Annotated in this window: 27 protein-coding genes; 9 read left to right on the forward strand and 18 right to left on the reverse strand. The window is 71.1% G+C overall.

What is annotated here, in order from left to right; genetic code table 11:
* The first annotated feature begins 114 nt into the window (after positions 1-114).
* The 3 genes from L1280_RS04735 to L1280_RS04745 all read left to right on the forward strand — a co-directional run bounded on the left by L1280_RS04735 (position 115) and on the right by L1280_RS04745 (position 3,334).
* Positions 115-1,095, forward strand: coding sequence for an alpha-ketoacid dehydrogenase subunit beta (locus L1280_RS04735; protein WP_371922878.1), 981 nt, complete (start codon positions 115-117; stop codon positions 1,093-1,095).
* A 67-nt stretch (positions 1,096-1,162) separates the two neighbouring features.
* Positions 1,163-2,344, forward strand: a complete 1,182-nt coding sequence (locus tag L1280_RS04740) for a C39 family peptidase (RefSeq protein WP_253580934.1) — start codon at positions 1,163-1,165, stop codon at positions 2,342-2,344.
* A gap of 33 nt (positions 2,345-2,377) precedes the next feature.
* Complete coding sequence (locus tag L1280_RS04745; RefSeq protein ID WP_253580935.1) at positions 2,378-3,334, forward strand: hypothetical protein; 957 nt, start codon at positions 2,378-2,380, stop codon at positions 3,332-3,334.
* Between the two features lie 72 nt (positions 3,335-3,406).
* On the opposite strand, the gene L1280_RS04750 is transcribed toward L1280_RS04745, so the two are convergent.
* The 4 genes from L1280_RS04750 to rpmH all read right to left on the reverse strand — a co-directional run bounded on the left by L1280_RS04750 (position 3,407) and on the right by rpmH (position 5,959).
* Complete coding sequence (locus L1280_RS04750; RefSeq protein ID WP_253580936.1) at positions 3,407-4,987, reverse strand: YidC/Oxa1 family insertase periplasmic-domain containing protein; 1,581 nt, start codon at positions 4,985-4,987, stop codon at positions 3,407-3,409.
* Positions 4,987-5,283 (reverse strand): membrane protein insertion efficiency factor YidD, encoded by a 297-nt coding sequence (yidD, locus tag L1280_RS04755; RefSeq protein ID WP_253580937.1) that lies wholly within the window; start codon positions 5,281-5,283, stop codon positions 4,987-4,989. The genes L1280_RS04750 and yidD overlap by 1 nt, the downstream gene beginning before the upstream one ends.
* Positions 5,280-5,723: a ribonuclease P protein component gene (gene rnpA, locus L1280_RS04760; RefSeq protein WP_253581081.1), complete on the reverse strand. Its 444-nt coding sequence runs from the start codon at positions 5,721-5,723 to the stop codon at positions 5,280-5,282. The genes yidD and rnpA overlap by 4 nt, the downstream gene beginning before the upstream one ends.
* A gap of 92 nt (positions 5,724-5,815) precedes the next feature.
* Positions 5,816-5,959, reverse strand: coding sequence for a 50S ribosomal protein L34 (gene rpmH / locus L1280_RS04765; RefSeq protein ID WP_027459398.1), 144 nt, complete (start codon positions 5,957-5,959; stop codon positions 5,816-5,818).
* Between the two features lie 285 nt (positions 5,960-6,244).
* On the opposite strand from rpmH, the gene L1280_RS04770 reads away from it, so the two are divergent.
* The 3 genes from L1280_RS04770 to L1280_RS04780 are packed head-to-tail and all read left to right on the forward strand — an operon-like array spanning position 6,245 to position 8,557.
* The gene (locus tag L1280_RS04770; protein WP_253580938.1) at positions 6,245-7,294 is read left to right on the forward strand and encodes an Mrp/NBP35 family ATP-binding protein; all 1,050 of its coding nucleotides are present in this window, start codon (positions 6,245-6,247) and stop codon (positions 7,292-7,294) included.
* A 1-nt stretch (position 7,295) separates the two neighbouring features.
* Positions 7,296-7,955 carry an ArsR family transcriptional regulator gene (locus L1280_RS04775; RefSeq protein WP_253580940.1) on the forward strand — a complete coding sequence of 220 codons (660 nt, stop codon included), beginning with the start codon at positions 7,296-7,298 and terminating at the stop codon, positions 7,953-7,955.
* 2 nt (positions 7,956-7,957) lie between these two features.
* A complete protein-coding gene (locus L1280_RS04780; protein WP_253580941.1) occupies positions 7,958-8,557 on the forward strand; it encodes a 2'-5' RNA ligase family protein in 600 nt (199 codons plus the stop codon).
* On the opposite strand, the gene L1280_RS04785 is transcribed toward L1280_RS04780, so the two are convergent.
* The 4 genes from L1280_RS04785 to L1280_RS04800 form a co-directional block, all read right to left on the reverse strand.
* On the reverse strand, positions 8,554-9,648 hold the full coding sequence (locus tag L1280_RS04785) for a bifunctional 3-deoxy-7-phosphoheptulonate synthase/chorismate mutase (protein WP_253580942.1): 1,095 nt from the start codon (positions 9,646-9,648) through the stop codon (positions 8,554-8,556). The genes L1280_RS04780 and L1280_RS04785 overlap by 4 nt on opposite strands.
* Before the next feature lie 48 nt (positions 9,649-9,696).
* Positions 9,697-10,110 carry a globin gene (locus tag L1280_RS04790; protein WP_253580944.1) on the reverse strand — a complete coding sequence of 138 codons (414 nt, stop codon included), beginning with the start codon at positions 10,108-10,110 and terminating at the stop codon, positions 9,697-9,699.
* 227 nt (positions 10,111-10,337) lie between these two features.
* Positions 10,338-11,342 carry an MBL fold metallo-hydrolase gene (locus L1280_RS04795; protein WP_253580945.1) on the reverse strand — a complete coding sequence of 335 codons (1,005 nt, stop codon included), beginning with the start codon at positions 11,340-11,342 and terminating at the stop codon, positions 10,338-10,340.
* A 36-nt stretch (positions 11,343-11,378) separates the two neighbouring features.
* Positions 11,379-12,050 (reverse strand): YitT family protein, encoded by a 672-nt coding sequence (locus L1280_RS04800; RefSeq protein WP_253580946.1) that lies wholly within the window; start codon positions 12,048-12,050, stop codon positions 11,379-11,381.
* Positions 12,051-12,172: 122 nt separating this feature from the next.
* Here L1280_RS04800 and L1280_RS04805 point away from each other — a divergent pair, with 122 nt between their 5' ends.
* A complete protein-coding gene (locus L1280_RS04805) occupies positions 12,173-12,733 on the forward strand; it encodes a DUF2231 domain-containing protein (protein ID WP_253580947.1) in 561 nt (186 codons plus the stop codon).
* A gap of 29 nt (positions 12,734-12,762) precedes the next feature.
* Here L1280_RS04805 and L1280_RS04810 read toward each other — a convergent pair whose 3' ends face one another.
* The 7 genes from L1280_RS04810 to aroA form a co-directional block, all read right to left on the reverse strand.
* Positions 12,763-13,458: a phosphatase PAP2 family protein gene (locus L1280_RS04810; RefSeq protein WP_253580948.1), complete on the reverse strand. Its 696-nt coding sequence runs from the start codon at positions 13,456-13,458 to the stop codon at positions 12,763-12,765.
* Positions 13,459-13,699: 241 nt separating this feature from the next.
* The gene (locus tag L1280_RS04815) at positions 13,700-14,524 is read right to left on the reverse strand and encodes a nitroreductase family protein (RefSeq protein ID WP_253580949.1); all 825 of its coding nucleotides are present in this window, start codon (positions 14,522-14,524) and stop codon (positions 13,700-13,702) included.
* A gap of 12 nt (positions 14,525-14,536) precedes the next feature.
* Positions 14,537-15,568: a hypothetical protein gene (locus L1280_RS04820; protein WP_253580951.1), complete on the reverse strand. Its 1,032-nt coding sequence runs from the start codon at positions 15,566-15,568 to the stop codon at positions 14,537-14,539.
* Between the two features lie 56 nt (positions 15,569-15,624).
* Complete coding sequence (locus L1280_RS04825; RefSeq protein WP_253580952.1) at positions 15,625-15,966, reverse strand: DUF2085 domain-containing protein; 342 nt, start codon at positions 15,964-15,966, stop codon at positions 15,625-15,627.
* A 9-nt stretch (positions 15,967-15,975) separates the two neighbouring features.
* On the reverse strand, positions 15,976-16,206 hold the full coding sequence (locus tag L1280_RS04830; protein WP_253580953.1) for a hypothetical protein: 231 nt from the start codon (positions 16,204-16,206) through the stop codon (positions 15,976-15,978).
* Between the two features lie 113 nt (positions 16,207-16,319).
* Positions 16,320-17,411 (reverse strand): sorbosone dehydrogenase family protein, encoded by a 1,092-nt coding sequence (locus L1280_RS04835; protein WP_253580954.1) that lies wholly within the window; start codon positions 17,409-17,411, stop codon positions 16,320-16,322.
* Between the two features lie 45 nt (positions 17,412-17,456).
* The gene (gene aroA / locus L1280_RS04840; protein WP_253580955.1) at positions 17,457-18,782 is read right to left on the reverse strand and encodes a 3-phosphoshikimate 1-carboxyvinyltransferase; all 1,326 of its coding nucleotides are present in this window, start codon (positions 18,780-18,782) and stop codon (positions 17,457-17,459) included.
* A 57-nt stretch (positions 18,783-18,839) separates the two neighbouring features.
* Between aroA and L1280_RS04845 the strand changes: the two genes are divergently transcribed.
* Entirely contained in the window at positions 18,840-19,259 is a 420-nt protein-coding gene (locus tag L1280_RS04845; protein WP_253580956.1) for a hypothetical protein, read from the forward strand.
* 3 nt (positions 19,260-19,262) lie between these two features.
* Here the strand turns inward: L1280_RS04845 and L1280_RS04850 are convergent, their stop codons facing one another.
* Positions 19,263-19,817: a DUF1572 family protein gene (locus L1280_RS04850; RefSeq protein ID WP_253580957.1), complete on the reverse strand. Its 555-nt coding sequence runs from the start codon at positions 19,815-19,817 to the stop codon at positions 19,263-19,265.
* 144 nt (positions 19,818-19,961) lie between these two features.
* On the opposite strand from L1280_RS04850, the gene L1280_RS04855 reads away from it, so the two are divergent.
* Entirely contained in the window at positions 19,962-20,297 is a 336-nt protein-coding gene (locus tag L1280_RS04855; protein WP_253580958.1) for a hypothetical protein, read from the forward strand.
* A gap of 64 nt (positions 20,298-20,361) precedes the next feature.
* Here L1280_RS04855 and L1280_RS04860 read toward each other — a convergent pair whose 3' ends face one another.
* Both L1280_RS04860 and L1280_RS04865 read right to left on the reverse strand, forming a co-directional pair.
* The gene (locus L1280_RS04860) at positions 20,362-20,637 is read right to left on the reverse strand and encodes a hypothetical protein (RefSeq protein WP_253580959.1); all 276 of its coding nucleotides are present in this window, start codon (positions 20,635-20,637) and stop codon (positions 20,362-20,364) included.
* Between the two features lie 47 nt (positions 20,638-20,684).
* Entirely contained in the window at positions 20,685-20,960 is a 276-nt protein-coding gene (locus L1280_RS04865) for a hypothetical protein (protein WP_253580960.1), read from the reverse strand.
* Between the last annotated feature and the right edge of the window lie 25 nt (positions 20,961-20,985).

The following is a 20,985-nucleotide window of genomic DNA, read 5'->3' on the forward strand; positions in this document are numbered from 1 at the left end:
GAACGTGGAGTGTGATCGGCTCCCGCGTCCTGCCCCCGCTTGTGCCCCCACGATCCACGATCCACACCCCACGCTCCCGAACGAGGTTTCCGCATGACCGCCACTGTCACCGCCCTGCGCACCATGACGATGGTCGCCGCCATCAACGACGCCCTCGCCCTCGCCCTGGAACGCGACCCCGACGTGCATATCTTCGGGGAGGACGTGGGGGTCATGGGCGGCGTGTTCCGCGCCACCGACGGCCTGCAAGCGCGTTTCGGAACAGATCGCGTCTTTGACACCCCGCTGGCCGAGGCCGGAATCGTGGGCATGGGCATTGGCATGGGACTGGCGGGGCTGAAGCCCGTCGCGGAAATCCAGTTCGCGGGGTTCCTGTACCCGGCGCTCGATCAGGTCCTGTCGCACCTGGGCCGCTACCGCCACCGCACCCGCAGCCGCTACCACCTGCCGATGGTGGTGCGTGCGCCCTACGGCGGCGGCGTCCACACGCCCGAGCAGCACGCCGACTCGCCCGAGGCCATCCTGGCCCACACCCCCGGCGTGAAGGTGGTCATCCCGTCCACCCCCCGCGACGCCAAGGGCCTGCTGCTGGCCGCCATCGAGGACCCCGACCCCGTCTTCTTCTTCGAGGCGATCAAGCTCTACCGCTCGGTGAAGGAGGAGGTGCCCGAAGCCCACTACACCGTCCCGCTGGGGCAGGCTCGCGTGGTGACCGAGGGCGACGACGTGACGGTGATCTGCTACGGCGGCATGGTGGAAGTCGCGGTGAAGGCCGCCGACGCCGCCCGCGCCCACGGGATTGGGGTGGAAGTCATCGATCTGCGGACGCTGGTGCCCCTCGACCTCGACACCATCCTGACCTCGGTGCAGAAGACGGGCCGCGTGATCGTGGTCACCGAAGCGCCGCGCACCGGGGGCTTCCACAGTGAAATCAGCGCCACCATCGCGGAGGAAGCGATCGACTTCCTGCGGGCGCCCATCGTGCGGGTGACGGGCTTCGACGCGCCCTATCCGCCCTTCACCTCCATCGAGGACGCCTACCGCCCCAACCCGGTGCGGGTGGCGAAGGCGATTCGGAAGGTCATGGCGTACTGACCGAGTGCGCCCTGGGGCACGTTCGGGCCTCAGCCCCGAATCATGAACCTCACGCACCATAGCGGAGATGCGTCCCGCGCCCCTGCTGCTCACCGCCGCCCTCCTCACGGGGACGGCGGTCTTTGCCGTGGACCGCTTTCGCTCGTCTGTGGAGGCGGACGCCCAGCTGCCTGTTCCGGTGCTCGCCGCTGTACAGACGACGCCCCCTCCAGCCCCCGCCCCCGAGCCGGAGCCTGAACCCGCACCCGAACCGGACCCTGCGCCGGAACCCACCCCACCGCCCCTCCCCAGTTCCGCGAAGGTGTCCGGCATTCGGCACGAGTACCAGCGGCTGAACAACTGCGGCCCGGTCACGGTGGGCATGGCGCTGAGCCGCTGGGGAAGCACGCTGAATCAGTACGACATCGCCCCGAAGCTCAAGCCTTCGTCGGGGGACGTGAACGTGTCGCCGGACGAGCTGGCCGCCTACGCCCGCTCGCAGGGGATGGACGTACACCTCGCCACGAACGGGGACCGGCCGCTGCTCAAGCGAATGCTGGCCGCCGGAATTCCGGTGATCGTGGAGACGTGGTTCGTGACCCCCGACAGCGGCGGCATGGGCCACTACCGCCTGCTGACCGGGTACGACGACGCGGCGCAGACCTTCAGCGCCCTCGATTCTTACCTGGGGCCGCTGACGATGCCGTATGGCCGCTTCGACGAGTTGTGGCGCTCGTTCGGACGCACCTTCCTGGTCGTGACGCCGCCGGAGCGGGCGGCCGAGGTGCGGGAACTGCTCGCCGAGCGGGCCGACCCGGTGCGGGCCAAGGCGGAGGCGCTGCGGGTCGCGCTGGCCGAGGCCGAGCGGCGGCAGGACGCGGTGGGCTGGTTCACGGTCGGGCACGCCAAGCTCGCTCTCGGGGACGCGCGGGGAGCGGCGCGGGCCTTCGATCAGGCGTTCGCGGCCCAGCCTGACCCGGCCCTCGACCCCACTCGACCCGCCCGCGTGGTCGGCGGGCTGCCCTGGCGGGCGACGTGGTATTCCTTCGGGCCGTTCGAGGCTTATCTCCGCACTGGCCGCAACGCCGACGTGCTGCGCTTGGCCGGGAACATCCTGCGCGACGTGCCCACCCACGAGGAAGCGCATTACTGGCGGGGCCGGGCCTTGAGCGCCCTGGGGCGCACCGCCGAGGCGCGGGCCGCCTACCGCGAGGCGCTGCGGCTGCGGCCGGGGTTCGAGGCGGCGCGAACCGAACTCGGCCGGAGCTGACGGGGGGGGGACGGCGGGGTGTTACCCTGCCCCATGTCCCCCACACCCACCGCCCGCCTCACGCCGGAAGCCTTCGCCCGTGCCCGCGCCTTCCTGCTGGAGCGGGGCAGGCCGTTGGAAGTGGCCCGCTTTCGCCACGCCTTCGAGGGGGGAAATGCAGCCGACGTGCTGCAGGCCTTGCGGACCTACCGCAACCCCGACGGCGGCTTCGGGCGGGCGCTGGAGCCGGACGTGCGGGCGCCGGAGAGCAGCGTGCTGGCGACCGCCACGGCGCTGGAGGTGCTGCACGACCTGAACGTGTCCCCCTCAGATGAGCTGCTGGCGGGCGCCGTGGAATGGTTGCGCGACCACCTCCACGTCACGCTCGGCGGGTCGGTGTGGCCCTTCCTGCCCCCGGAAGCGGAGGCGCACCCGCACGCCCCCTGGTGGAGTCAGGCGGACCCCGAAGCGTTGGCGGCCACCTTCGGGCAGTTCCGGGTCAATCCCCGCGCGGGCATCGTGGCGCGGCTGTGGCGCTGGCCGGAGTTGCTGCCGGAAGGCTTCCTCGCCCAGCTCACCCTGGAAACGCGTGACGCTGTCCTCGCCGGGCTGGAGCCGGGGGACGTGAACGGGCACGGGGTCGCCGCGCTCTTCGCCCAGACCCCCGAGGTCCCCGAGGACCACCGCCAGCCTGTGCTGGAGTACCTGCGTGACGTGCTGCCGGACCGGGTGGCCGCCACGCCCGAAGCCCTCGCGGGATACGGGCTCGACCCCCTGCATGTGGCCCCGATCCCCGCCGCTCCCCTCGCCCCTGTGCTGGAAGACCCCCTCGCGGCGGCGCTCGGGCACCTCCTGACCTCCTCGCGCGAGGACGGTTCGTGGGGGCCGACCTGGGACTGGAGCGGCACCTTCCCGGACGCCTGGCCCCAGGCCGAGACCGAGTGGCGCAGCGTGCGGACGTGGGAGGCGCTCCGGGCGCTGCGAGATTGGGGACGGCTCGAGCAGCGATAGGAATCGTTCGCCCTCCCGCCTATCAAAAGAAGCCGCCCCACCTTCCCGGCAGGGCGGCCATCCTCTCTCCGCTTACTTCTTCGGCGCTTCGATGGTCTTGACGGTCTTGCCCGCGGCGCGGGGCGGGGCCTTTTGCACCGTCTGGCCCAGGGAGGCCGTTTCGCGCTCGACCTGCTTGTTGATGATGACCTGCTGAACGATCCCGATCAGGGTGGACAGGATGATGTAGATCGTCACGCCCGCCGGGAAGGTCAGGGCGAAATACAGGAAGATGATGTAGATAAAGGCCTGCTGCCGGAACATGTCGGGGCTCTTGCGGGTCATCACGTAGAGCTGGCCGATGTTCACGATGAGGTAGATCAGCGCCAAGATATAGAAGGGGTCCGGAATGGCGAGGTCCGGCAGCCACAGGAAGCCGCTGTCGAACTCGAAGTTGCGGATGGTGGACCACAGCGCGATCAGCACCGGAAAGGGCAGGAAGGTCGAGAAGCAGCCCGCCGGGTTGAAGTTGTAGTCGCGGTAAAGCTGCGCCATCTCGGTCTGCATGGCCCGCTGCGAGTCGGGATCACGGCGATCCTTGTACTTCTCCTGAATCTCCTTGATCTTGGGCTGCATGACCTGCATCCGGGCGGTGGTGCGGCCCTGCGCCTGCATCAGCGGCCACATGATCAGCCGCAGCAGCACCGTGAGCAGCACGAGAACGAGGCCCCAGTTGCCCACGAAGCTGTAGAGCCATTCCATCAGCTTCACGATCAGCAGGCTGATGCGCCCGAAGAAGTTGGGCTCGAACAGACCCGGAAGCTGGCTGTAGCCGCTCTGGTAGAGGTGAATGAGCTCGTTGCGCCCGCCGTAGACCTCCAGGTTGCTGTTCCCCGTCAGGCCCACCCGGATCAGGCCCTGCTCGCCCCCGGTCAGGGCGGCGTCGGCCCGCGTCTCGCCCTGGGGCCGCACGATCAGGGCATGGGCGACCTGGCTGGGATTTTCCTGAAGGGCGGCGTACAGGATGTTCTCGACCGTCAGGGTGCCGCTGCCCTGCACGGCGGCGGGCTGCCCGCCCACCGGCACCGCCTGCACGCGGGGGTTGTCGGCCTTGCCCAGGCCGGGGAACAGCATGGAGTACGTTTCCGGGCCGTTCTCGATCTGGGTGCGCACGTCCACGAGGTAGTTGCGCGGGTGCAGGGTGACGGTCTTGGTCACGGCCACGCCGTTCTGGGTATACCGGAACACGGCGTCCTGGCGGTTTTGCGCGAGGTTCTGGGTCAGCCGGGGAGCACTGGCCTCGGCAGGCGCGGCGGGGTCGAGGCCCTCCCCCTCCAGGGCCAGGGCCTTGCGGCTGCCCACCATGTTCACGATGCCGCGCTGCTCGCGCAGGGCGGTGAAATCGTAGGTCCCGTCGGCACGCTGCTTGATAAAGGGCGTTCCCGCGTAGCTCTTGACGTACCAGCCGATCACCTCGCCCCGCGCGTTGAACACCACGTCACTGAGGTTGCTGGTGGCGATGAACTCGTCGCCGGGCTGGCCGTCGAAGTCGGCCACGATCCACTCGGGCGTGATCGCCTTGCCGAAGGTGGGGAGGGGGCCGGTGGTGCCGCAGCCGGTGAGCAGCAGCAGCGCCCCCAGGGCCGTCAGGGGAAGCAGGGTTCGGGTCTTCATCAGGGTGACTTTCTGGAGGGAGGGCGGCGGGAGGGGGAAGGGCGGGCGGAAGAGGGGTGGCGGCGCGGCCACTCCTCCGGCACCGGGTCGAAGCCGCCGGGCACCAGCGGATTGCAGCGCACGACGCGCCAGGTCGCCAGCCAACTGCCCTTCAGGGCGCCGTGCCGCTCGACCGCCTCGGCCGCGTACTGCGAGCAGCTCGGGGTAAAGCGGCAGGTCGGGGCGGGCTTGCGCGGCGAGAGGTCGCGCTGGTACCAGCGCACGAGCCGCAGCAGGGCGCGGGAGGCCGCGCTCACGGTTGGCCTTCCTCGGCGGGGGTCGGAGCAGGGGGGGTCACGGGGCCGGGTACGCGGGGGGAGGGGGCAGAGTTCCCGCCCCGGCCGCCGCGCTTGCCCTGTTTGCCCTTGCCCGACGTGCCCGCAAAGGCCCGCGCCAGCGCCGCCTGCAGCTCAGGGAAGGGCACTCTCAGGACGGCCGGGTTGGGCAGCAGGATCGCCCGGCAGGGGGGCAGGCCGCCCGGCAGGGTCCGCAACGCCTCGCGCACCCGGCGGCGGGCACGGTTGCGGTCCACCGCGCGGCTGAGGGTCTTTTTCGGCACCACAATCCCAATGGTGGCGCGGGGCCGCCACACCTCACCGTAGCGGGGGCGGTAATCGGTGACACGCAGGGTGAACAGGCGGTCGCGCACCACCGCGCCGTGCTGCCGGACCCGCCGGAACTCGCGGTCGCCGGTCAATGAGATCAGCGCCACCGGGCGGCGGGGCCGCTCCGGGGTGGCGCTGGAAGGTTCAGTCTGGACGATGGCCTGCTCCTGGCGGGGCCGGGGCCTTACTCGTCGCTGACGGTCAGGCGGTGACGGCCCTTGGCGCGGCGACGGGCCAGGATGTTGCGGCCCGCCTTGGTCTTCATGCGGGCACGGAAGCCGTGGGTCTTGGCCCGCTTGCGGACATTCGGCTGGTAGGTACGCTTCATGGTCTTACTCCTTACTCGCGGCGGGCGGCCTGGGGCGCAGGTCCCCTGCGGCCTGCCGTGCGTGCGCGACAACTCGCCCCCTGGGAGGCAAACTCCGGGAGTGTAGCACGCGCCCCGGGGGAGCGGGAAGAGGACCGTGGGCGGATGGGTGGCAAATCACCTCCCAGATCACTCCACCGACGCTCCCAACGTCGGCGCCCACTCCTTCTTCCCACCGTGACCCCTGCCCCACTGTGACCCCCGAGCTTGCCGCCCCCTCCCCCGCCGCGCTACTAATGGCGGGATATGCGTGACGCCTTGTGGGCTGCCCTGAAGACCGTGAATGACCCGGAACTGCACCGCGACCTCGTGTCGCTGGGCATGATCGAGCGGGCGGAGGTCGAGGGCGGGGTGGCGCAGGTCAAGGTCAACCTGACCACGCCCGCCTGCCCGCTCAAGGGCCAGATCGAGGGCGACGTGCGCTCGGCCGTGCTCGGGGTACCGGGCATTCAGGATGTGGTCGTGACCTTCGGCGCGATGGTCCGCACCGGGGGGCAGCCCGCGTTGCCGGGCGTCAAGCACGTGCTGCTGGTGGGCAGCGGCAAGGGCGGCGTGGGCAAGAGCAGCGTGGCGGTCAACCTCGCGGCGGCCCTCGCCCAGGACGGGGCGCGGGTGGGCCTGCTCGACGCCGACGTGTACGGCCCCAGCGTGGCGCACATGCTGGGCCGCACCCAGGAGCGCGTGACCGCCAACGCCGAGCGCAAGATGCAGCCCCTCGAAGCGCACGGCCTGCGGTTCCTGAGCATGGCGAACCTCTCCCCCGCGGGGCAGGCGCTCGTGTGGCGCGGGCCGATGCTGCACTCGGCCATCCAGCAGTTTCTCAAGGACGCGGCCTGGGGCGAACTCGACTACCTGATCGTGGACCTGCCGCCGGGCACGGGCGACGTGCAGCTCAGCCTGACCCAGACCATTCAGGTGACGGGCGCCGTGATCGTGACCACCCCGCAGGACGTGGCCCTGATTGACGCGGCGCGGGCGGTGGACATGTTCCGCAAGGCCAGCGTGCCCGTGCTGGGGGTGATCGAGAACATGAGTTACTTCGTGGCGCCCGACACTGGGCTGACCTACGACATCTTCGGACGCGGCGGAGCGCAGAAGCTGGGCGGCCTGCCGCTGCTGGGCGAAGTGCCGCTCGACCTCGAAGTGCGCAAGGACGCCGACGCGGGCGCTCCCGCCGTGCTGGCGCACCCCGACTCGGCGGCGGCGCAGGCCCTGACCGGGGTGGCGCGTGCGCTCGCGGGGCGGGTCAGCGTGCAGGCCCTCTCGCATCTCCCCGACCAGCTCCCGGTGGTCTGAGGTGACGGCCCTGGCCCCCCAGCCCACGCCCGCGCCCGCCCCGGAGCGCACCAAACCCCGCCTGCTGGAGCGGCTCAAACGCGCCGGGCCGCAGACGGTGCAGGACCTCGCGGCGAACCTCGGCATCAGCGTGCCGGGGGCGCGGCGGCACCTGCTCGACCTTCAGGAGCAGGGGCTGATCGAGGCCCGCACCGAGCGGCCCGGCGGGAGGGGGCGGCCCCAGCACGTCTTCGTGCTCACCGACCGGGGCGAGGCGACCTTTCCCAAGACCTACTCGGCGCTGTGCGTGGACGTGCTGCGGCACCTCCAGGCGCTCTACGGCGACGAGGCGGTGACGCAGGTGCTGGGCGCCCGCAGCGCGGAACTCACGGCGCAGGTGCAGGCCGCGCTTCCCGCCGAATTGCCGCCCGAGGAGCGAATCGCCCGCTTTGCCGCGTGGCTGACCGAGCTGGGCTTCGACGCGGTGGCCGAACCCGGAGCGCGGGCGGGCGAGTGGCTGATCGCGGAGCGCAACTGCCCCAACCTGACGGTGGCGCGGCGGTTCCCGGAACTGTGTCACAGTGAGCTGCGGCTCTTCACAGACGTGCTGGGCGTGCCCGTCACCCGCGAGACGCGCATCGCCTGCGGGCAGGGCCAGTGCCGCTACCGGATCGGACCCTGACTGTGACTGCTCCCGACCGGGCCACCGGCCAACCCCTCTACAGCCTCGTCGCGTGGCCGCCCGAGGCGCTCGACACCTGGCTGCGGCGCACCCAGGAGCGGCTGGGCGTGCGCGGCTTCGGAGCACCGCACCTGAACCTGCGGGCGCCCTTTCAGACCCACCTCACGCCGGGGGAACTCGTCGCAGCCTTTCGGGAGGCGCTGCGGGGTACCGCGCCCTTCGAGGTGCCGGTGCGCGGCTGGAAGCGGCTGCCGCACCTGGTCTTTCTGGAGTGCATGCGGACGCCCCAGCTCTCCAACCTGCACGCCCGCGCCCTCGGCGTGGGACCGTCCACCCGCGCCCCCCACGACGGCGAGGGATACACCCCGCACCTCACGCTGGGCCTGGGCATCCTGCCGCGCGTCGAGGACCTGATCTGGGCGGAGGTGCAGCCCCTCAAGCCCCCGGTCGCGTCCTTCGGGGTGGAGGTCTTGAGCCTGACCCGTGAGGAACGCGGCGAGGTGCAGGAGGTCCACACTTTCCCGCTGGGCGAGGGCGCCGAACTGCTCGCCCGCCTCACTGGGGAGGCGGGGCGGGCAGAGGTCCGGGGGGCGGAAGGCTAAACCAGCGTCGGCGCCGCCAGCATCGGGGCCAGCGCCGCCGCGAAACGCTCGTACCCGGCGAAGTCGAGCTGCTGCTCGTTGTCCGAGAGCGCCGTGGCGGGACTGGGGTGGACCTCGACGTGGATGCCGTCAGCGCCGACGGCCAGGGCCGCCTTGGCCAGCGGGATCAGCAGGTCGCGGCGTCCGGCAGCGTGGGTCACGTCCACGATCACGGGCAGGTGCGTCTCCTGCTTGGCGAGGGCCACCGCCGAGAGGTCCAGCGTGTTGCGCGTCCACTTTTCGAAGGTGCGGATACCGCGCTCGCAGAGGATCACTTCGGGGTTGCCCTCCGAGAGGATGTACTCGGCGGCGTACAGCCATTCCTCGACGGTGGCCGCGAGGCCGCGCTTGAGCAGCACCGGGCGGCGGGCGCGGCCCACCTCGCGCAGCAGGGCAAAGTTGTGCATGTTCCGGGCACCGATCTGGAGGATGTCGGCGTGTTCGGCCACGACCTCCACGTCGCGGGTGTCCATCACCTCGGTCACGAACAGCATCCCGTGTTCGCGGGCGACCTGCCCGCCGATGAGGAGGCCGTCCACCCCCATGCCCTGAAAGCCGTAGGGACTCGTGCGCGGTTTGTACGCGCCGCCGCGCAGAATCCGGACGCCCCGGCCCGCCAGGAACGCAGCCGTCTCCTCCATCTGCCCCGCCGACTCGATGGAGCACGGCCCGGCGATGATGACCGGGGGCGCGTCCCCGCCGATCCGCACCCCGTCGATGTCGAGCACCGTGTCGGCAGGCTGCACCTTGCGCGAGACCAGCAGTTGCTTCTTGTCGTTGCTCTCCTCGAGGTCGAGGCTGGCCTTGAAAATCTCCTTGAAGATCGCCTTGACCGCCGCGTGCGAGAAGGGGCCGGGGTTGAGGCGCTCGAGCTCGCGCAGTTGCTGCTCCTCGCGGGCGGGGTCGTAGTGCTGCGGGCGGCCCTCGGCGGACTTGGCCCGCCCGATCTGCGCGACCACCTCGCCCCGGCGGGAGAGGAGGGTCAGGAGATCCCGGTTGATCGCGTCCACCTCCGCGCGGAGGTCGTCAATGCTGCGCTGGGGAGAGGTCATGCGGCCAGTGTAGGGGGGGGACCCCTGGGCCGTCCGTGACCCTGCTAGTCAATTCGGGGCGGACGTGTCCGGCGCGTTGACCATATGCACGGCCACCCGCGCGAGCGCCGCGTACAGCTCCCGCGCCTCGGCCTCCCCGATCTCGGGCGTCTCGCGCAGGGCCGCGTTCATGCAGGCCAGCCACGCCCGGCCCCGCGTGGGCGTGATCTCGAAGGGGAGGTGCCGCGCCCGCAGCCGGGGGTGCCCGTAGCGCTGGTGGTAGAGGGGCGGCCCGCCCAGAAAGCCCGACAGGAAGGCGAACTGCTTTTCCGCCGTGTGCGTCAGGTCGTCGGGAAAGATCGGCGCGAGGTCGGGGTCGCGGGCGACGTGGGTGTAAAAGCGCCGCACCAGCGAGGCGAGCGCCTCCGGCCCGATGCGGTCGTAGAGAGAGCCGCCCTCGGCGAGGGAGAGGGGTGCGGTCATGGGACGAGGGTAGAGCGGTCAGCCCTCCGCCGTCAGCGGCAAAAAGCCCCAGCATGGCCCGAGGGTCAGGGGACCGGGGTTAAATGGCGGGCGAGCTACGCCTGCCACCCTCTTCTGCAAGCAGCTCTGCGAACTCCCCACGCGAAGGGAGGCAGAAAAGACCCCTCTCCCAGAGGGAGAGGGGCCTCGCGCAGCGAGGGGGTGAGGGGTCTGTCAGGCGCCCTCTCTCAGCTCCACTGCCACACGGCCGGTTCGTACTCGTAGCTGCCGAGCAGCCGGAGGCCCTGACGCCGCAGGTGCCCGATGGCGTGGAAGGGGAAATGGTAGCCCGTGACCCACAGCCCTTCCTCCACCGCCTCGTTAAAGATGCGCTGGCGGGTGCGGGCGGCGAGCGGGCCGTCGGTGTCGAAGCCGATATAGGCCCCCCGGTGCCGCAGCGAGAGCAGGAAGTGCCCCGCCGCGTCCCCGAAGACCATCAGGCCCGCGTTGCCGCTCCCGGCCCGCACGCTGAGGTGCCCCAGGGTGTGGCCCGGCGTGGCGACGGCCGTGACGCCAGGGACGATCTCGGCGCCGGGCTGAATCAGCGTGAAGCGGTCGCGCAGGCCGATCAGGTTGGCCTGCACCGCCGCGTTGGGGTTGGCCTGGGTGGTCCAGAACTGGAACTCGGCCGCGCCCATGACGTGCCGGGCGCCGGGAAAGGTGGGTTGCCCGTTCGTGGTCAGGCCACCGATATGGTCCCCGTGCCCGTGGGTGATGAACACAGTGTCGATGCTCGCCGGGTCGAGTCCGGCCCGCCCCAGGTTGGCGACCAGTTGCCCACCCGTTCCGCCGCGCCCGGTGTCGATCAGCACCCGCCGCCCGCCGACCTCCAGCACGACCGGGTTGAAGTGGTTGACCGTGTTCGTGGCAGGGACAGAGTACTCGGCCAGGGTCGCGGCGAACTCGGCCTGCCGGTCCGGGTTGGCCCCCCAGGTCGGCAGCACGGCGGCGAGGGGGGCGGTGCCGTCGCTCACCACCGTGGCGGTCATGTCGCCGATGCGCTGGCGGTAGAAGCCGTTGCCATTGAGGGGTCCGGCGGGGGCCTGGGTGGTCTGCGGCTGAGCGGGCGCAGTCTGGGCCTGGACCAGCGGGGCGGCGGCCGTGACCAGACCCGCCGCGCCCAGCAGACGCAGGGTGTCGCGGCGGTTCAGGGGCCGGGCGGGGGCGTCGGACTTGGAACTCGAATCGCTCATAGGGCAACCTCCGGGGTGGGACGTGACCCTTTGACGTTAAGGGACTTTGCCCACCGGATGTGTAGCCGCTCCTGCGGAAGGCTTAGGACTTCGCTCCAGCCCGTACAGCCCCAGCCCCGCCCGCATCGCCGGGCCGCTCGCCAGCGCGAAGGCGAGGGTGCCCCAACCCACCAGCCCGCCGAGGAGCCAGCCCAGCGCCAGTACGACCAGCTCAATCCCCCCGCGCACCCGCGCCACGTCCCACCCCGTGCGGCGGCTGAGGCCCAGCACCAGCCCGTCGCGCGGCCCGGCCCCCAGGCCCGCCGCCACGTAGGTGCCCGTTGCCAGCCCCAGCAGGCCGACGCCGAGGCCGAACTGCCCCCAGCAGGCCAGGAAACCGGAGGGGTCGGGCACCAATGGGGCGAGCAGATCCAAAAAAAGTCCGATCAGCAGCACGTTCAGCACGGTCCCCGGCCCGATCCGCTCGCGCAGATAGAGCGCCGTAAACGCCACGATCAGCACTCCCGTCAGGATGCTCACCGTGCCCAGCGTTAGAGGCAGGTGGTAGGTCACGCCGAGGTGAAAGGCTTCCCACGGGGCCACCCCCACCCGCGCGTCCAGCATCAGCCGCAGGGCGAGGCCGTAGAGGGCCAGGCCGAAGACCAGCAGGCCGTACCGCCCCAGCGTGGGCAGACGCGTGGCGGCGGCGAGGGGCGCGGGGCGGGGCATGGGGGCGAAGGTAGCACCCAGCTCCCGTGCGGCCCAAGGCGAATCAGGCACAGAGCCTCGCTTAACCCTCCCCCGCGTCCCCCGCCGCAGGGGACACAATCGGGGGAACGGAGGTTTCGCCTATGGACTCGCAGATCAACGACCGCTTCGAGGACACCCTCAGCCAGCATGACCGGCTGGAAGCCCTCGCCGACACGTTGCAGCCCAAGGTGCGCGAGCTGCTGGACGCCCTGCCCGACTCCGTCGAAGCGACCCTGCACGGCCAGCCGCTGGGCCATCCCCTCCACCCCATCCTGATTCACTTACCGCTGGGAGGGTGGATCGTGGCGGGACTGCTGGACTTCCTGCCGGGAGGCTCGCCGGAGAACGAGGCCGCCGCCGACCGGGCGCTGCTGCTGGGCACGGTGGGTTCGGTGGCGGCCATTGCCGCCGGGTGGACCGACTGGGCCAACACGCGCGGCGAGGCGAGGCGCACCGGCTTGATTCACGGCACGGTGAACGAGGCCGCTTTCCTCCTCAACGTGGCCTCGCTGCTGGCCCGCAAGCGGCACAAGCGGCGGCTGGGCAAGGCCCTGTCGGGCGCGGCGCTGGGACTGGCCGGGCTGGGCGGCTTTCTGGGCGGGCAGCTCGTCTACCGCCACGGCCTCGGCGTCGGCGAGACGCTGGCGCACCCGCAGGGCTGAGCGGAGGCGGGGCTGGGACGGGCCGCCCCTCACCCCTCACGGGAGTTCACCGGAAAGGCCGGATGAATTCGCAGCGCCCGCGTCAGCGCGACCACCCACGCCAGCGAAAAGAGCGCCCCCCCCAGCACGTCCGTCGGGTAATGAACCCCGATATAGACGCGCGACCACATCATGCCGAGGACGTACAGCACCCCCAGAATCAACGTCGGAACCCGCCAGCGCGTCGGCCACAGCAGCACCACCAGCGAGGTCGCCAACGCCGAGGCGAACATCGCGTGTCCGCTGGGAAAGGAGTAGTCGGGTTCGGGCAGGATCGGGGTCCAGAAGGCAGGCCGGGGCCGGTCGAAGACGTTTTTCAGCAGCACGTTGATCAGCGCCACCCCCCCCAGGCTGATCGCCAGGAAGTAGCCCAGGCGGTGGCGCAGCCGGTAGAACAGGAACACCAGCACCAGCGTGATCGGCACCATGCCCCGCGCACTGCCTAGCAGAGAGAAGGTGGCGGCCACCCGGTCCAGCAGGGGCGATTGCCCTGCGTGCAGCGCCAGCATCAGCGGCCGCTCGAAGGCGAAAGGCTCCTTGTTGAACACGTCCTCCGCGATGGAGACGAAGATCAGCAGCGGCACCAGCAGCCCGAAAAACAGCAGCAATAGCGTGCGCCAGTGCCGCTGCACGAAGGCGAGGAGGTGCCCCAGGGGGCCAGAGGTCGAGGAGGGGGCCGGGGTCATGAATCCGCCCACGCTACCCCCCCCTGCCCGGCGGCGGATTCGGGGGGAGGTGGGCAAGTGTTCATTCCTGCCGGGCCGACGCTGCCCCACCGTCCCGGCCCCGGTTCCCTGCACCGACCGGGGGACGACACACCCGGAGGGGCGCACTGCATCCCGGGGAGGGGGGTCAACAACAACCCCGCCAGCGCCCGTCCCAGAGTCAGGCTGGCGGCCAGCTCCAGGCCACCCACCTTTCAGTCCGTCACCCCTCGCGGGCGGGCGCGGCCTCGGCGGTGGGCCGGGTCGCCCCTTCCTCTTCCCCTGCCCACAGCCCCTGCCGCTTCAGCGCCGCGACGAGGTGAGGCTCACGCTTCTCCATCCCGCCGCCCGGCGCCCAGTACGCCCGCAGCAGCCGTGCCCAGTCGCCGGGCTGACCGCCCCGCGCGGCGATGGGATTCATGACCTCGGCACCGCCGCGCAATTCCTCGTCGGTGCCGTCCCGGTAGCGGTCCTCGTGAACGACGAGGGACCGGGGCACGCGCGGGCGCTGGGGCGGCGTCTCGGCGGGGAGGCCCACCGTGAGGGCGGCGAAGGGCAGCACTCCCTGGGGCAGCGCCAGCACGTCCAGCAGCCCTTCCAGCCCATTCATCACCCCGCCGATCCAGCAGCCCTGATAGCCCAGCAGTTCGGCGGCGGTGAGCAGGTTCTGCCCGGCCATCACCGCGTCCCCGATGCCGAAATGGACCCCGATGGCGGGCCAATGCCCGACCTCGTGCCCGGCGACCCGCAGGAATTGGCCCACCCGCCGCACGTCGAGACAGATTACGAAGGCCTCTGACGCGGTCTGAACGTGGGCGTTCGTGGTCAGTTCGGCCACCCGCGCCCGCACCTCCGGCGAGACGAGGCGCACGAAGGAGTAAAGCTGCGCCGTCGCGTCGGTGGGAGCACGCTGGGCGGCGTGCAGGAGCACGTCCAGATGTTCCTCCGGCATGGGGAGGGGCGAGCCGTCCTCCCTGGTGACGTACTGGCGAACGGTGCGGTGGGCGTCGAAAAAGGCCCGGACTTCCTCGGGCGTGCGGGGGGTCATGGGGGAAGGCTATCAGCCGCCCGCTTCGGCGGGCACGGGCGGGGGCACCACCAGGGCACTCAGGCCCACGCCGCCCAGGCCCGCCATCACCGCGACGCCCAGCCACAGCTCCAGGCTGAGGTTGGTCAGGCCCAGCAAGGTCAGCCCACCCAGGTACGGCACCCACACGGCCAGCGGCAGCCCGAAGGCGAAGGCCCGCAGCGCCCAGGGCCGCGCCGGGGACGGGTTCAGCAGGAGGAAGAGCGCGTCGGCCACCAGCCCGGCGGCGAGCATCAGCAGGGGCACGCGCCACTCGCCGGGCACCAGCATCAGGGTCATCAGCAGGGTATTCAGCCCGTACATGAGGGTTATGGCCCCGAAGGGCAGCCGGAAGCGCCGCAGCAGCAGGAGGGGGGGCGCAGCCAGAATCAGCGCGGTGAGGAGGATGCTGCTCAGCTCGCCGCGCGTCTGCACGTACCCGAGGCCCTGCGGGGCGGCGAGCAGGCCCCACAGGTACATGTGCATAAAGGACGTGAAGCTCAGCAGCGCCGTGGCCGACAGCACGGCGGGCCACACCACCCCCGCCGGGGCCGCGCGGGGCGTGGGCACCCGCCAACTGCTCACCAGCGGGGCCGCCAGGATGCACATCGCTCCCGCGAACAGCAGCAGGTGCGTGGGCGAGAGCAGCGCCTCAATGCCGACCTCGATGCCGAAGACGGTGTGCCAGGTCATGTCGCCCAGCCCGCCCAGCCCGAAGATCGGTACCCCCAGTGCGGCCAGGGCGTACCCCTCGGGAAAGGCCGCGAGGCCCCGCCGCCCGGACCGCCAGCCCCGATACCCCAGCCACAGCACCCACGCCGCCACCGCCAGAAAGCCCGAATAGAACAGCGCGTGCCAGGGCGTGAAGAAGGTTTCCAGGCTCTCGCCGTAGCGGTTGTGCGCCCAGCCGTCCACGAAGATGCCCGTGGTCAGCCACCATCCCAGCCCCAGCGTGACGAGGTTCTGCGCCGGAGTCGCGCGGGTGGGCGCGGCGGGTGCGGGCGCGGCCGGGAGGGTGGTGGTCATGGGTCAGTGTACGTACGGAGGGGTGGGCTGAGCGCAACTTCTGCCCAGCAAACATGTCACCCCAGGATCACCTCGGCGAACCACCGTCCGCTGCTCAGCGCGGCCCAGGCCAGCAAGCCGACCTGTCCCACCCCCGCCAGCACCCCGGTGAGCAGCCGCAGGGCATTGGTGCTCGGCCGCCAGCCCGCCGCCTGGGTCAGTCCGTCGGCGAGCAGGGGCAGGTGCAGCAGCAACATGGGGAGCGGCTGGGGCAGCATGCCCTCTTGCCAGAACTGCCACGCGAAGCCCAGCAGCGCCAGATAGCCCAGGTAGATGCCGGTGCAGCGGGCACAGATGCGCATCCGCCGCCCGCGCACCCGCAGGCAACGCTCGGGAATCCCGTGGCAGGCCAGCAGCATGGGTGAAACCTAGCTGCTCCCCACGAGGCTGCCCAGCACGCCCAGCACGAACAGCGCCCCATACAGCACGAGCCATACGGCCAGCGAGATCAACGTGAGGGTGCAGGTCTGCTGCGCCTTGAGCGGGGACTGGTCCTTCCACACCAGGTACAGGATCAGGCCCAGCAGGGGGGTGATACACAGGTTGCCGAAAAAGATCAGGGCGCGTTCGCCGGAAGAAAGGGGACGGTTCATCGTCATGGGGCCTCCAGGGGCGGCAAGGGGTAACCAGACGGCAACGCCGCCCGGCTCCCCTCAGCCTACCGCCCCCCGGCCGGGTGATGTGGAAGAAATGAGCACGCGTGAAGATGGCTTCACTTTCCGGTGTACTGAACCCGCCAGACCCGCCCCTCGCCATCGTCGGTGACCAGCAGCGCCCCGTCCCGCGCCACCACCGGGTCCACCGGGCGGCCCAGCACCTCTGCGCCCCGCAGGAAACCCGTCAGGAAATCGCGGACCTGCCCGGTCTGGGGGTTCACGGTAACGACCTTATACCCGCTTTTCTCGCTGCGGTTCCACGAGCCGTGCAGCGCGGCGAACATCTGGCCCCGGTAGGTGCTGGGGAAAGTCTTGCCCGTGTAGAAGGCCAGGCCCAACGGCGCGGAGTGCGCGGTCGTCAGGGCGAAGGCGGGGGTCGCCGACTTGCAGACGGCGGCGCTCTTTTGCCCGAAGTCCTTGTCCCAGACCTGGGCCTGCCCCGCCTTCACCGTGTAGCAGTAGGGCCAGCCGTAGAAGCCGCCTGCCCTGAGCTTGTAGAAGCCCTCGGGCGGGAGGTCGTCGCCCAGCATGTCCCGGCCGTTGTTGGTCGCATGGAGGGTGCCGCCAAACCACTCCAGGCCGACCGCGTTGCGCAGGCCCGTCGCGTAGGGCTTGCCGTTCTTGCCATCGGCGTCGTAGACCCAGACGGCGGCGCGGCGGGCGTCGGTTTCCTCGCAGACATTGCAGTTGGAGCCGACCGACACGTACATCCGCCCGTCGGGACCGAACGCCACCGTGCGCGTCCAGTGGCCGCCGTTGGGAGGCAGCGAGACGACGCGCTGCGCGGCCCCACTCGCCTTCGTCTGTCCGTTCGCGTACCGGAAGCGCACCACGCCGTCGGTGTTCGCCACGTACAGGAAGCCGCCATGGAAGGCCAGCCCATGCGGCCGGTTCAGCCCCGACGCGAAGACGATCTGGCGGTCCGAGCGCCCATTGCGGTCGCGGTCGGGCAGCACCACGACCGTTCCCGCCCGCGAGTCGGAGAGCAACACGTCGCCGTTCGGAGCCACCGCCATGAAGCGCGGCTGCTGAAACCCGTCGGCGTACATGGTGACCTTGAAGCCGTCCGGGGCCTTGAGGGTGGGGGCCTGCGCTCCCGCCACGCCCGCCAGAGCCAGCATCCCCGCCATCAACAGTCGTTTCCGCATAGAGGCAGAAGACCACGGGGCCGTGAGGCCTGACCGTGACGGCGGTCAATCCCGTGTGGCCTCCACGTACCCGAAGCGTGCCCCCAGCTCCTCCAGATGCCGGAAGAAGGCCGGGTAGCTCTTGCGAATATGGTGCGCCCCAGTGATACGAATGGGCGCGTCGGCTTTCAATCCCAGCACGGTCAGGAGCATGATCATGCGGTGGTCGCCGTGCCCGTCGGCGGTGAGGCCCCCGGCAATTCGCCCCGCGCCCGTCACGCTAAGGCTCTCCCCCGTTTCGCTGGCCGTCAATCCCAGCCGCTCCAGCTCGCGGCGGGTATCGCTGATGCGGTCGCATTCCTTGAGGCGCAGGGTCGCCACGTTCTCCCAAGTGGTCGTGCCGTCGGCAAAGGCAGCGGCCGCGGTCAGCGCCTGCACCGCATCGGTGAAGCCGTCGCCGTCACGGGTCACCGCCCGCAGGGGCTGCCCACCGCGCACGGTCACCCGGTCGCCCTCGCGCACGACCTCTGCCCCCATGTCGCGCAGCACGGCCAAAGCCTCGCGCTCGCCCTGAAGGTCACGCTCGCGCAGATTCGTGACCGTCACCTCGCCCGGCAGCACGGCCGCAGCGGCGAGGAGGGCTGCGCTGCCCGGATAGTCTCCCGGCACGAGGACACGGCCCGCCCGGTACGCCTGACCACCGGGAATGGAGATGCGGCGCAGGTCGCCCGAGGCCGTCGCCTGAATCCCGAAGGCCGCCAGCGTGTCCAGCGTCTGCCGCAGGGGAGCGTGGCTCTTGATCTCACCTGTGAGGTGCAGGTCCAATCCTTGCAGCAGGAGCGGTCCCAGGAACATCAGCGCCGAGGCGTACTGGCTGGAGCGTTCGGCGCCCACCTCCACCGCGCCGCCGCGCACCGGGCCGGAAATCGTGACCGGGAGGCGTCCGCCCGCGCTCGTCACCCGTGCCCCCAGCCGCTCCAGTGCCGCGAGCAAGTCGCCCTGGGGCCGCCGTCCCAGCGAGTCGGGGTGGTCGGTGACGAAGGTGGTGCCCGTGGTCAGCGCCGCCACCCCCATCAGGAAGCGGGCCACCGCGCCCGCGTTGCCGGGGTTAAGGGTCACGCCGGGCCGTGGGTGTGCCCCAAAACCGCGCACCACCACATCCTCCCCGACCCGCTCGGCCCCCGCGCCCCAGTCGCGCAGGCAGGCCAGCAGCGCCTCCGCGTCCTCGCTGGTGGCGGCTCCCACCACCCGCGTCTCCCCCCCGGCCAACGCCGCCGCGAGCAGATACCGGGTCGTGTAGTTCTTGCTGGGTTGCGCCCGCACCTCGCCGCGCAGCTCATGGGCGGGGTGGACGATCACGTCGAACCGTTCGGGCAGGCCGTCGCCACTCATGGGGGGAGGCTAGCGCCCCGGTGGTAGGAGTGCGGGGGCGTCGGCTAGCCTGGGGTCATGACCGACCCCGCTCCGACCTTTGCCCCCGGCCAGCGCTGGGCCTACCGCACCCGCCCCGGCGAGGAAGGCTCCACCCTGATCGTCCTGCGCCGCGAGGCGGTGGACGGCGAGGCCCTGCTACACGTCCAGCTTCAGGGCCTGCGGATTCCCAGCCCCCTGACCGAGAGCGGCCTGACCACCTCCATCGGCCACCTGCCCATCCGCGAGGCCGAGGTGCGCCAGAGCGTGACCAAACTGCTGGAGGAAGGCGTCGCGGCCGACGATGGCGGCGGGTACGACACCTGGCGGGCCGCGCACGCCCGCGGCGAGGCGGGCTTTTTCACCCTGCCCGTGTCGCAAATCGTCACGCTGATGGAGGAAGCGGTGCGGGACGCGGCGGCGGGTCAGGGCGGGCTCTTTCGCAAGAGCAACCGCTAGGGCTCAGCGGTTTTCGGCCTCCAGCCGCGCGTTGTACGCCGCCGACCCGCCGCGCGGAATGCTGAGGGTCTGCCACTCCGCGCCCCGGAGGGTTTTGACCAGCAACACGAGCTGATAGACGTGTCCGCTGTAATGGGCCACCTGCCGCTGAATCGCCTCCAGCACCGTGTGCGGTTCGCCCCGGATGGTCAGCGTGCCCGTCAGGTCGGCGGGCCGCAGGTGGTCCAGCGCGTCCAGAAAGACGGTCCAGCCCTCCTCCCACACCGCCCGCAGCTCGTCGGCCGCCTGGTCACCCTCCCCGAACTCGGCGTCGCGGTTGCGGCCCGGCGTCTCCCCTTCCATGCCCGGCGCGTACCCCCCGCGCAGGCCACCCCAACGCGAATGCATGTTGCCCGCGAGGTGCTGCACGAGGACAGCGGCGGAATTGCCCCCTTCCGAGAGCGCCGTGTGCCACTCGCCGGGCCGGAGTTGGGCCAGCGCCCCGTCGCCCAGCGCCTTGACGCCCCGCATCCGCGCCCGCACGTCGGAGAGGTAGAGGTCGGCCAGAGATGTTGTCATGGGGTCAGCAGACCATATCCGCCCGGCCGGAAGAAGTCCGCACCGCACCCGGTCATCATCTGCCCGTGTCAGGCTGCACGGAGGGGCGCCCCTCCTCGCCGGGCGGCAGCGAGCGGCGGGCGCCTACCGAAAGCCGAGGTTCCCATGCCCACGTCCTCCAAAGGCCAGTCCCCTCCCGGCCCGCCCCGCACCCTCACGCTGCGCTGGATGCCCGGCACCAGTGACCGCGTGCAGTTCGAGCGCGGGGGCCGCATCTTTACGGTCCTGCTGGAAGACGTTCAGCGCACCGACGCCCACAGCCTCAACCCGCTGTACCTGCGCGGCGTGGTGACCCTGCCCGTGACCCTGAGCCACCTCGCCACCCTGATGGGGCCGCTGCGCCAGCATGTGACCCGCCGTGCCGCAGGCACTCCGGTCGACGCCTGGGTGCGGGCGGGGGGGCAGGCGGACGACGAACCGGACGATCACCTCCCGGATTGAGGAGAGACAAGAGACGCGCCCGAGGCCATGTGCCTGGGCGCGTCTGCCGTTCAGTGGGTCCGGCTCAGGCGCGGTCCTCGCGCGGCAGAAAGCCGAGGTGGCCCTCGAACTGCCACAGCGAGAACTTGCGGGGCCGCTTTTCCACCAGGGTGCCGCGCATGGGGCCGTGCTGGGTCTGCACCTGCACCTCGCAGCGGCCGTCGCCCACCTCGCAGGCGGCCCGCAGGGCCTGCGCGTCGTCCCGCAGCAGGGGCATCTGCGCGTGCGTGCCCTGCGGCTCGGCGAGGATGGTGAGGCGCTTGTTGGGCGCGACCTGGTACGTTCCCTGGAGAGTCAACATCTCCTGACCGTACCCCATCCGGGGCCGGGCAACAGTTCTGGAGGCGCTCAGGGCCGCGCCACCGACACCCGCCCGCCTTCCAGCGTCACGGTGGCGGCGAGCTGACCGTCCTGCACTCCCACGACGCAGTTCTGCACGGTGGCGGGTGGTTCGCGTTTCAGCACGGCGGCGCAGGGGGTTTCCTGAGTGATGCCCGCGCGGACGGCGGCCCGCACCGCCTCCCCCGCGTACTCGCGGGCGGCGCGGCCCTGCCACGACAGGGCCGCGACCATCAGGCCCACGCCGGTCACGAAGGCGAGCACGATCAGGCCAAAGGTCCGCATGGGGCGCAGGCTAGCAGCCGCGAGC

The organism is Deinococcus sp. HSC-46F16 (assembly GCF_024171495.1).
Lineage (GTDB): Bacteria > Deinococcota > Deinococci > Deinococcales > Deinococcaceae > Deinococcus.

Coding starts and splice junctions, on each gene's coding strand:
- L1280_RS04825 (WP_253580952.1), bottom strand. CDS start 15,966: ATGCTGCTGGCCTGCCACGGGATTCCCGAGCGTTGCCTGCGGGTGCGC.
- L1280_RS04800 (WP_253580946.1), bottom strand. CDS start 12,050: ATGCCCCGCCCCGCGCCCCTCGCCGCCGCCACGCGTCTGCCCACGCTG.
- L1280_RS04845 (WP_253580956.1), top strand. CDS start 18,840: ATGACCGACCCCGCTCCGACCTTTGCCCCCGGCCAGCGCTGGGCCTAC.
- L1280_RS04785 (WP_253580942.1), bottom strand. CDS start 9,648: ATGACCTCTCCCCAGCGCAGCATTGACGACCTCCGCGCGGAGGTGGAC.
- L1280_RS04830 (WP_253580953.1), bottom strand. CDS start 16,206: ATGACGATGAACCGTCCCCTTTCTTCCGGCGAACGCGCCCTGATCTTT.
- L1280_RS04750 (WP_253580936.1), bottom strand. CDS start 4,987: ATGAAGACCCGAACCCTGCTTCCCCTGACGGCCCTGGGGGCGCTGCTG.
- L1280_RS04790 (WP_253580944.1), bottom strand. CDS start 10,110: ATGACCGCACCCCTCTCCCTCGCCGAGGGCGGCTCTCTCTACGACCGC.
- L1280_RS04865 (WP_253580960.1), bottom strand. CDS start 20,960: ATGCGGACCTTTGGCCTGATCGTGCTCGCCTTCGTGACCGGCGTGGGC.
- L1280_RS04810 (WP_253580948.1), bottom strand. CDS start 13,458: ATGACCCCGGCCCCCTCCTCGACCTCTGGCCCCCTGGGGCACCTCCTC.
- aroA (WP_253580955.1), bottom strand. CDS start 18,782: ATGAGTGGCGACGGCCTGCCCGAACGGTTCGACGTGATCGTCCACCCC.
- L1280_RS04850 (WP_253580957.1), bottom strand. CDS start 19,817: ATGACAACATCTCTGGCCGACCTCTACCTCTCCGACGTGCGGGCGCGG.
- L1280_RS04815 (WP_253580949.1), bottom strand. CDS start 14,524: ATGACCCCCCGCACGCCCGAGGAAGTCCGGGCCTTTTTCGACGCCCAC.
- L1280_RS04740 (WP_253580934.1), top strand. CDS start 1,163: ATGCGTCCCGCGCCCCTGCTGCTCACCGCCGCCCTCCTCACGGGGACG.
- L1280_RS04745 (WP_253580935.1), top strand. CDS start 2,378: ATGTCCCCCACACCCACCGCCCGCCTCACGCCGGAAGCCTTCGCCCGT.
- L1280_RS04770 (WP_253580938.1), top strand. CDS start 6,245: ATGCGTGACGCCTTGTGGGCTGCCCTGAAGACCGTGAATGACCCGGAA.
- L1280_RS04835 (WP_253580954.1), bottom strand. CDS start 17,411: ATGCGGAAACGACTGTTGATGGCGGGGATGCTGGCTCTGGCGGGCGTG.
- L1280_RS04860 (WP_253580959.1), bottom strand. CDS start 20,637: ATGTTGACTCTCCAGGGAACGTACCAGGTCGCGCCCAACAAGCGCCTC.
- L1280_RS04820 (WP_253580951.1), bottom strand. CDS start 15,568: ATGACCACCACCCTCCCGGCCGCGCCCGCACCCGCCGCGCCCACCCGC.
- L1280_RS04855 (WP_253580958.1), top strand. CDS start 19,962: ATGCCCACGTCCTCCAAAGGCCAGTCCCCTCCCGGCCCGCCCCGCACC.
- L1280_RS04805 (WP_253580947.1), top strand. CDS start 12,173: ATGGACTCGCAGATCAACGACCGCTTCGAGGACACCCTCAGCCAGCAT.
- rpmH (WP_027459398.1), bottom strand. CDS start 5,959: ATGAAGCGTACCTACCAGCCGAATGTCCGCAAGCGGGCCAAGACCCAC.
- L1280_RS04795 (WP_253580945.1), bottom strand. CDS start 11,342: ATGAGCGATTCGAGTTCCAAGTCCGACGCCCCCGCCCGGCCCCTGAAC.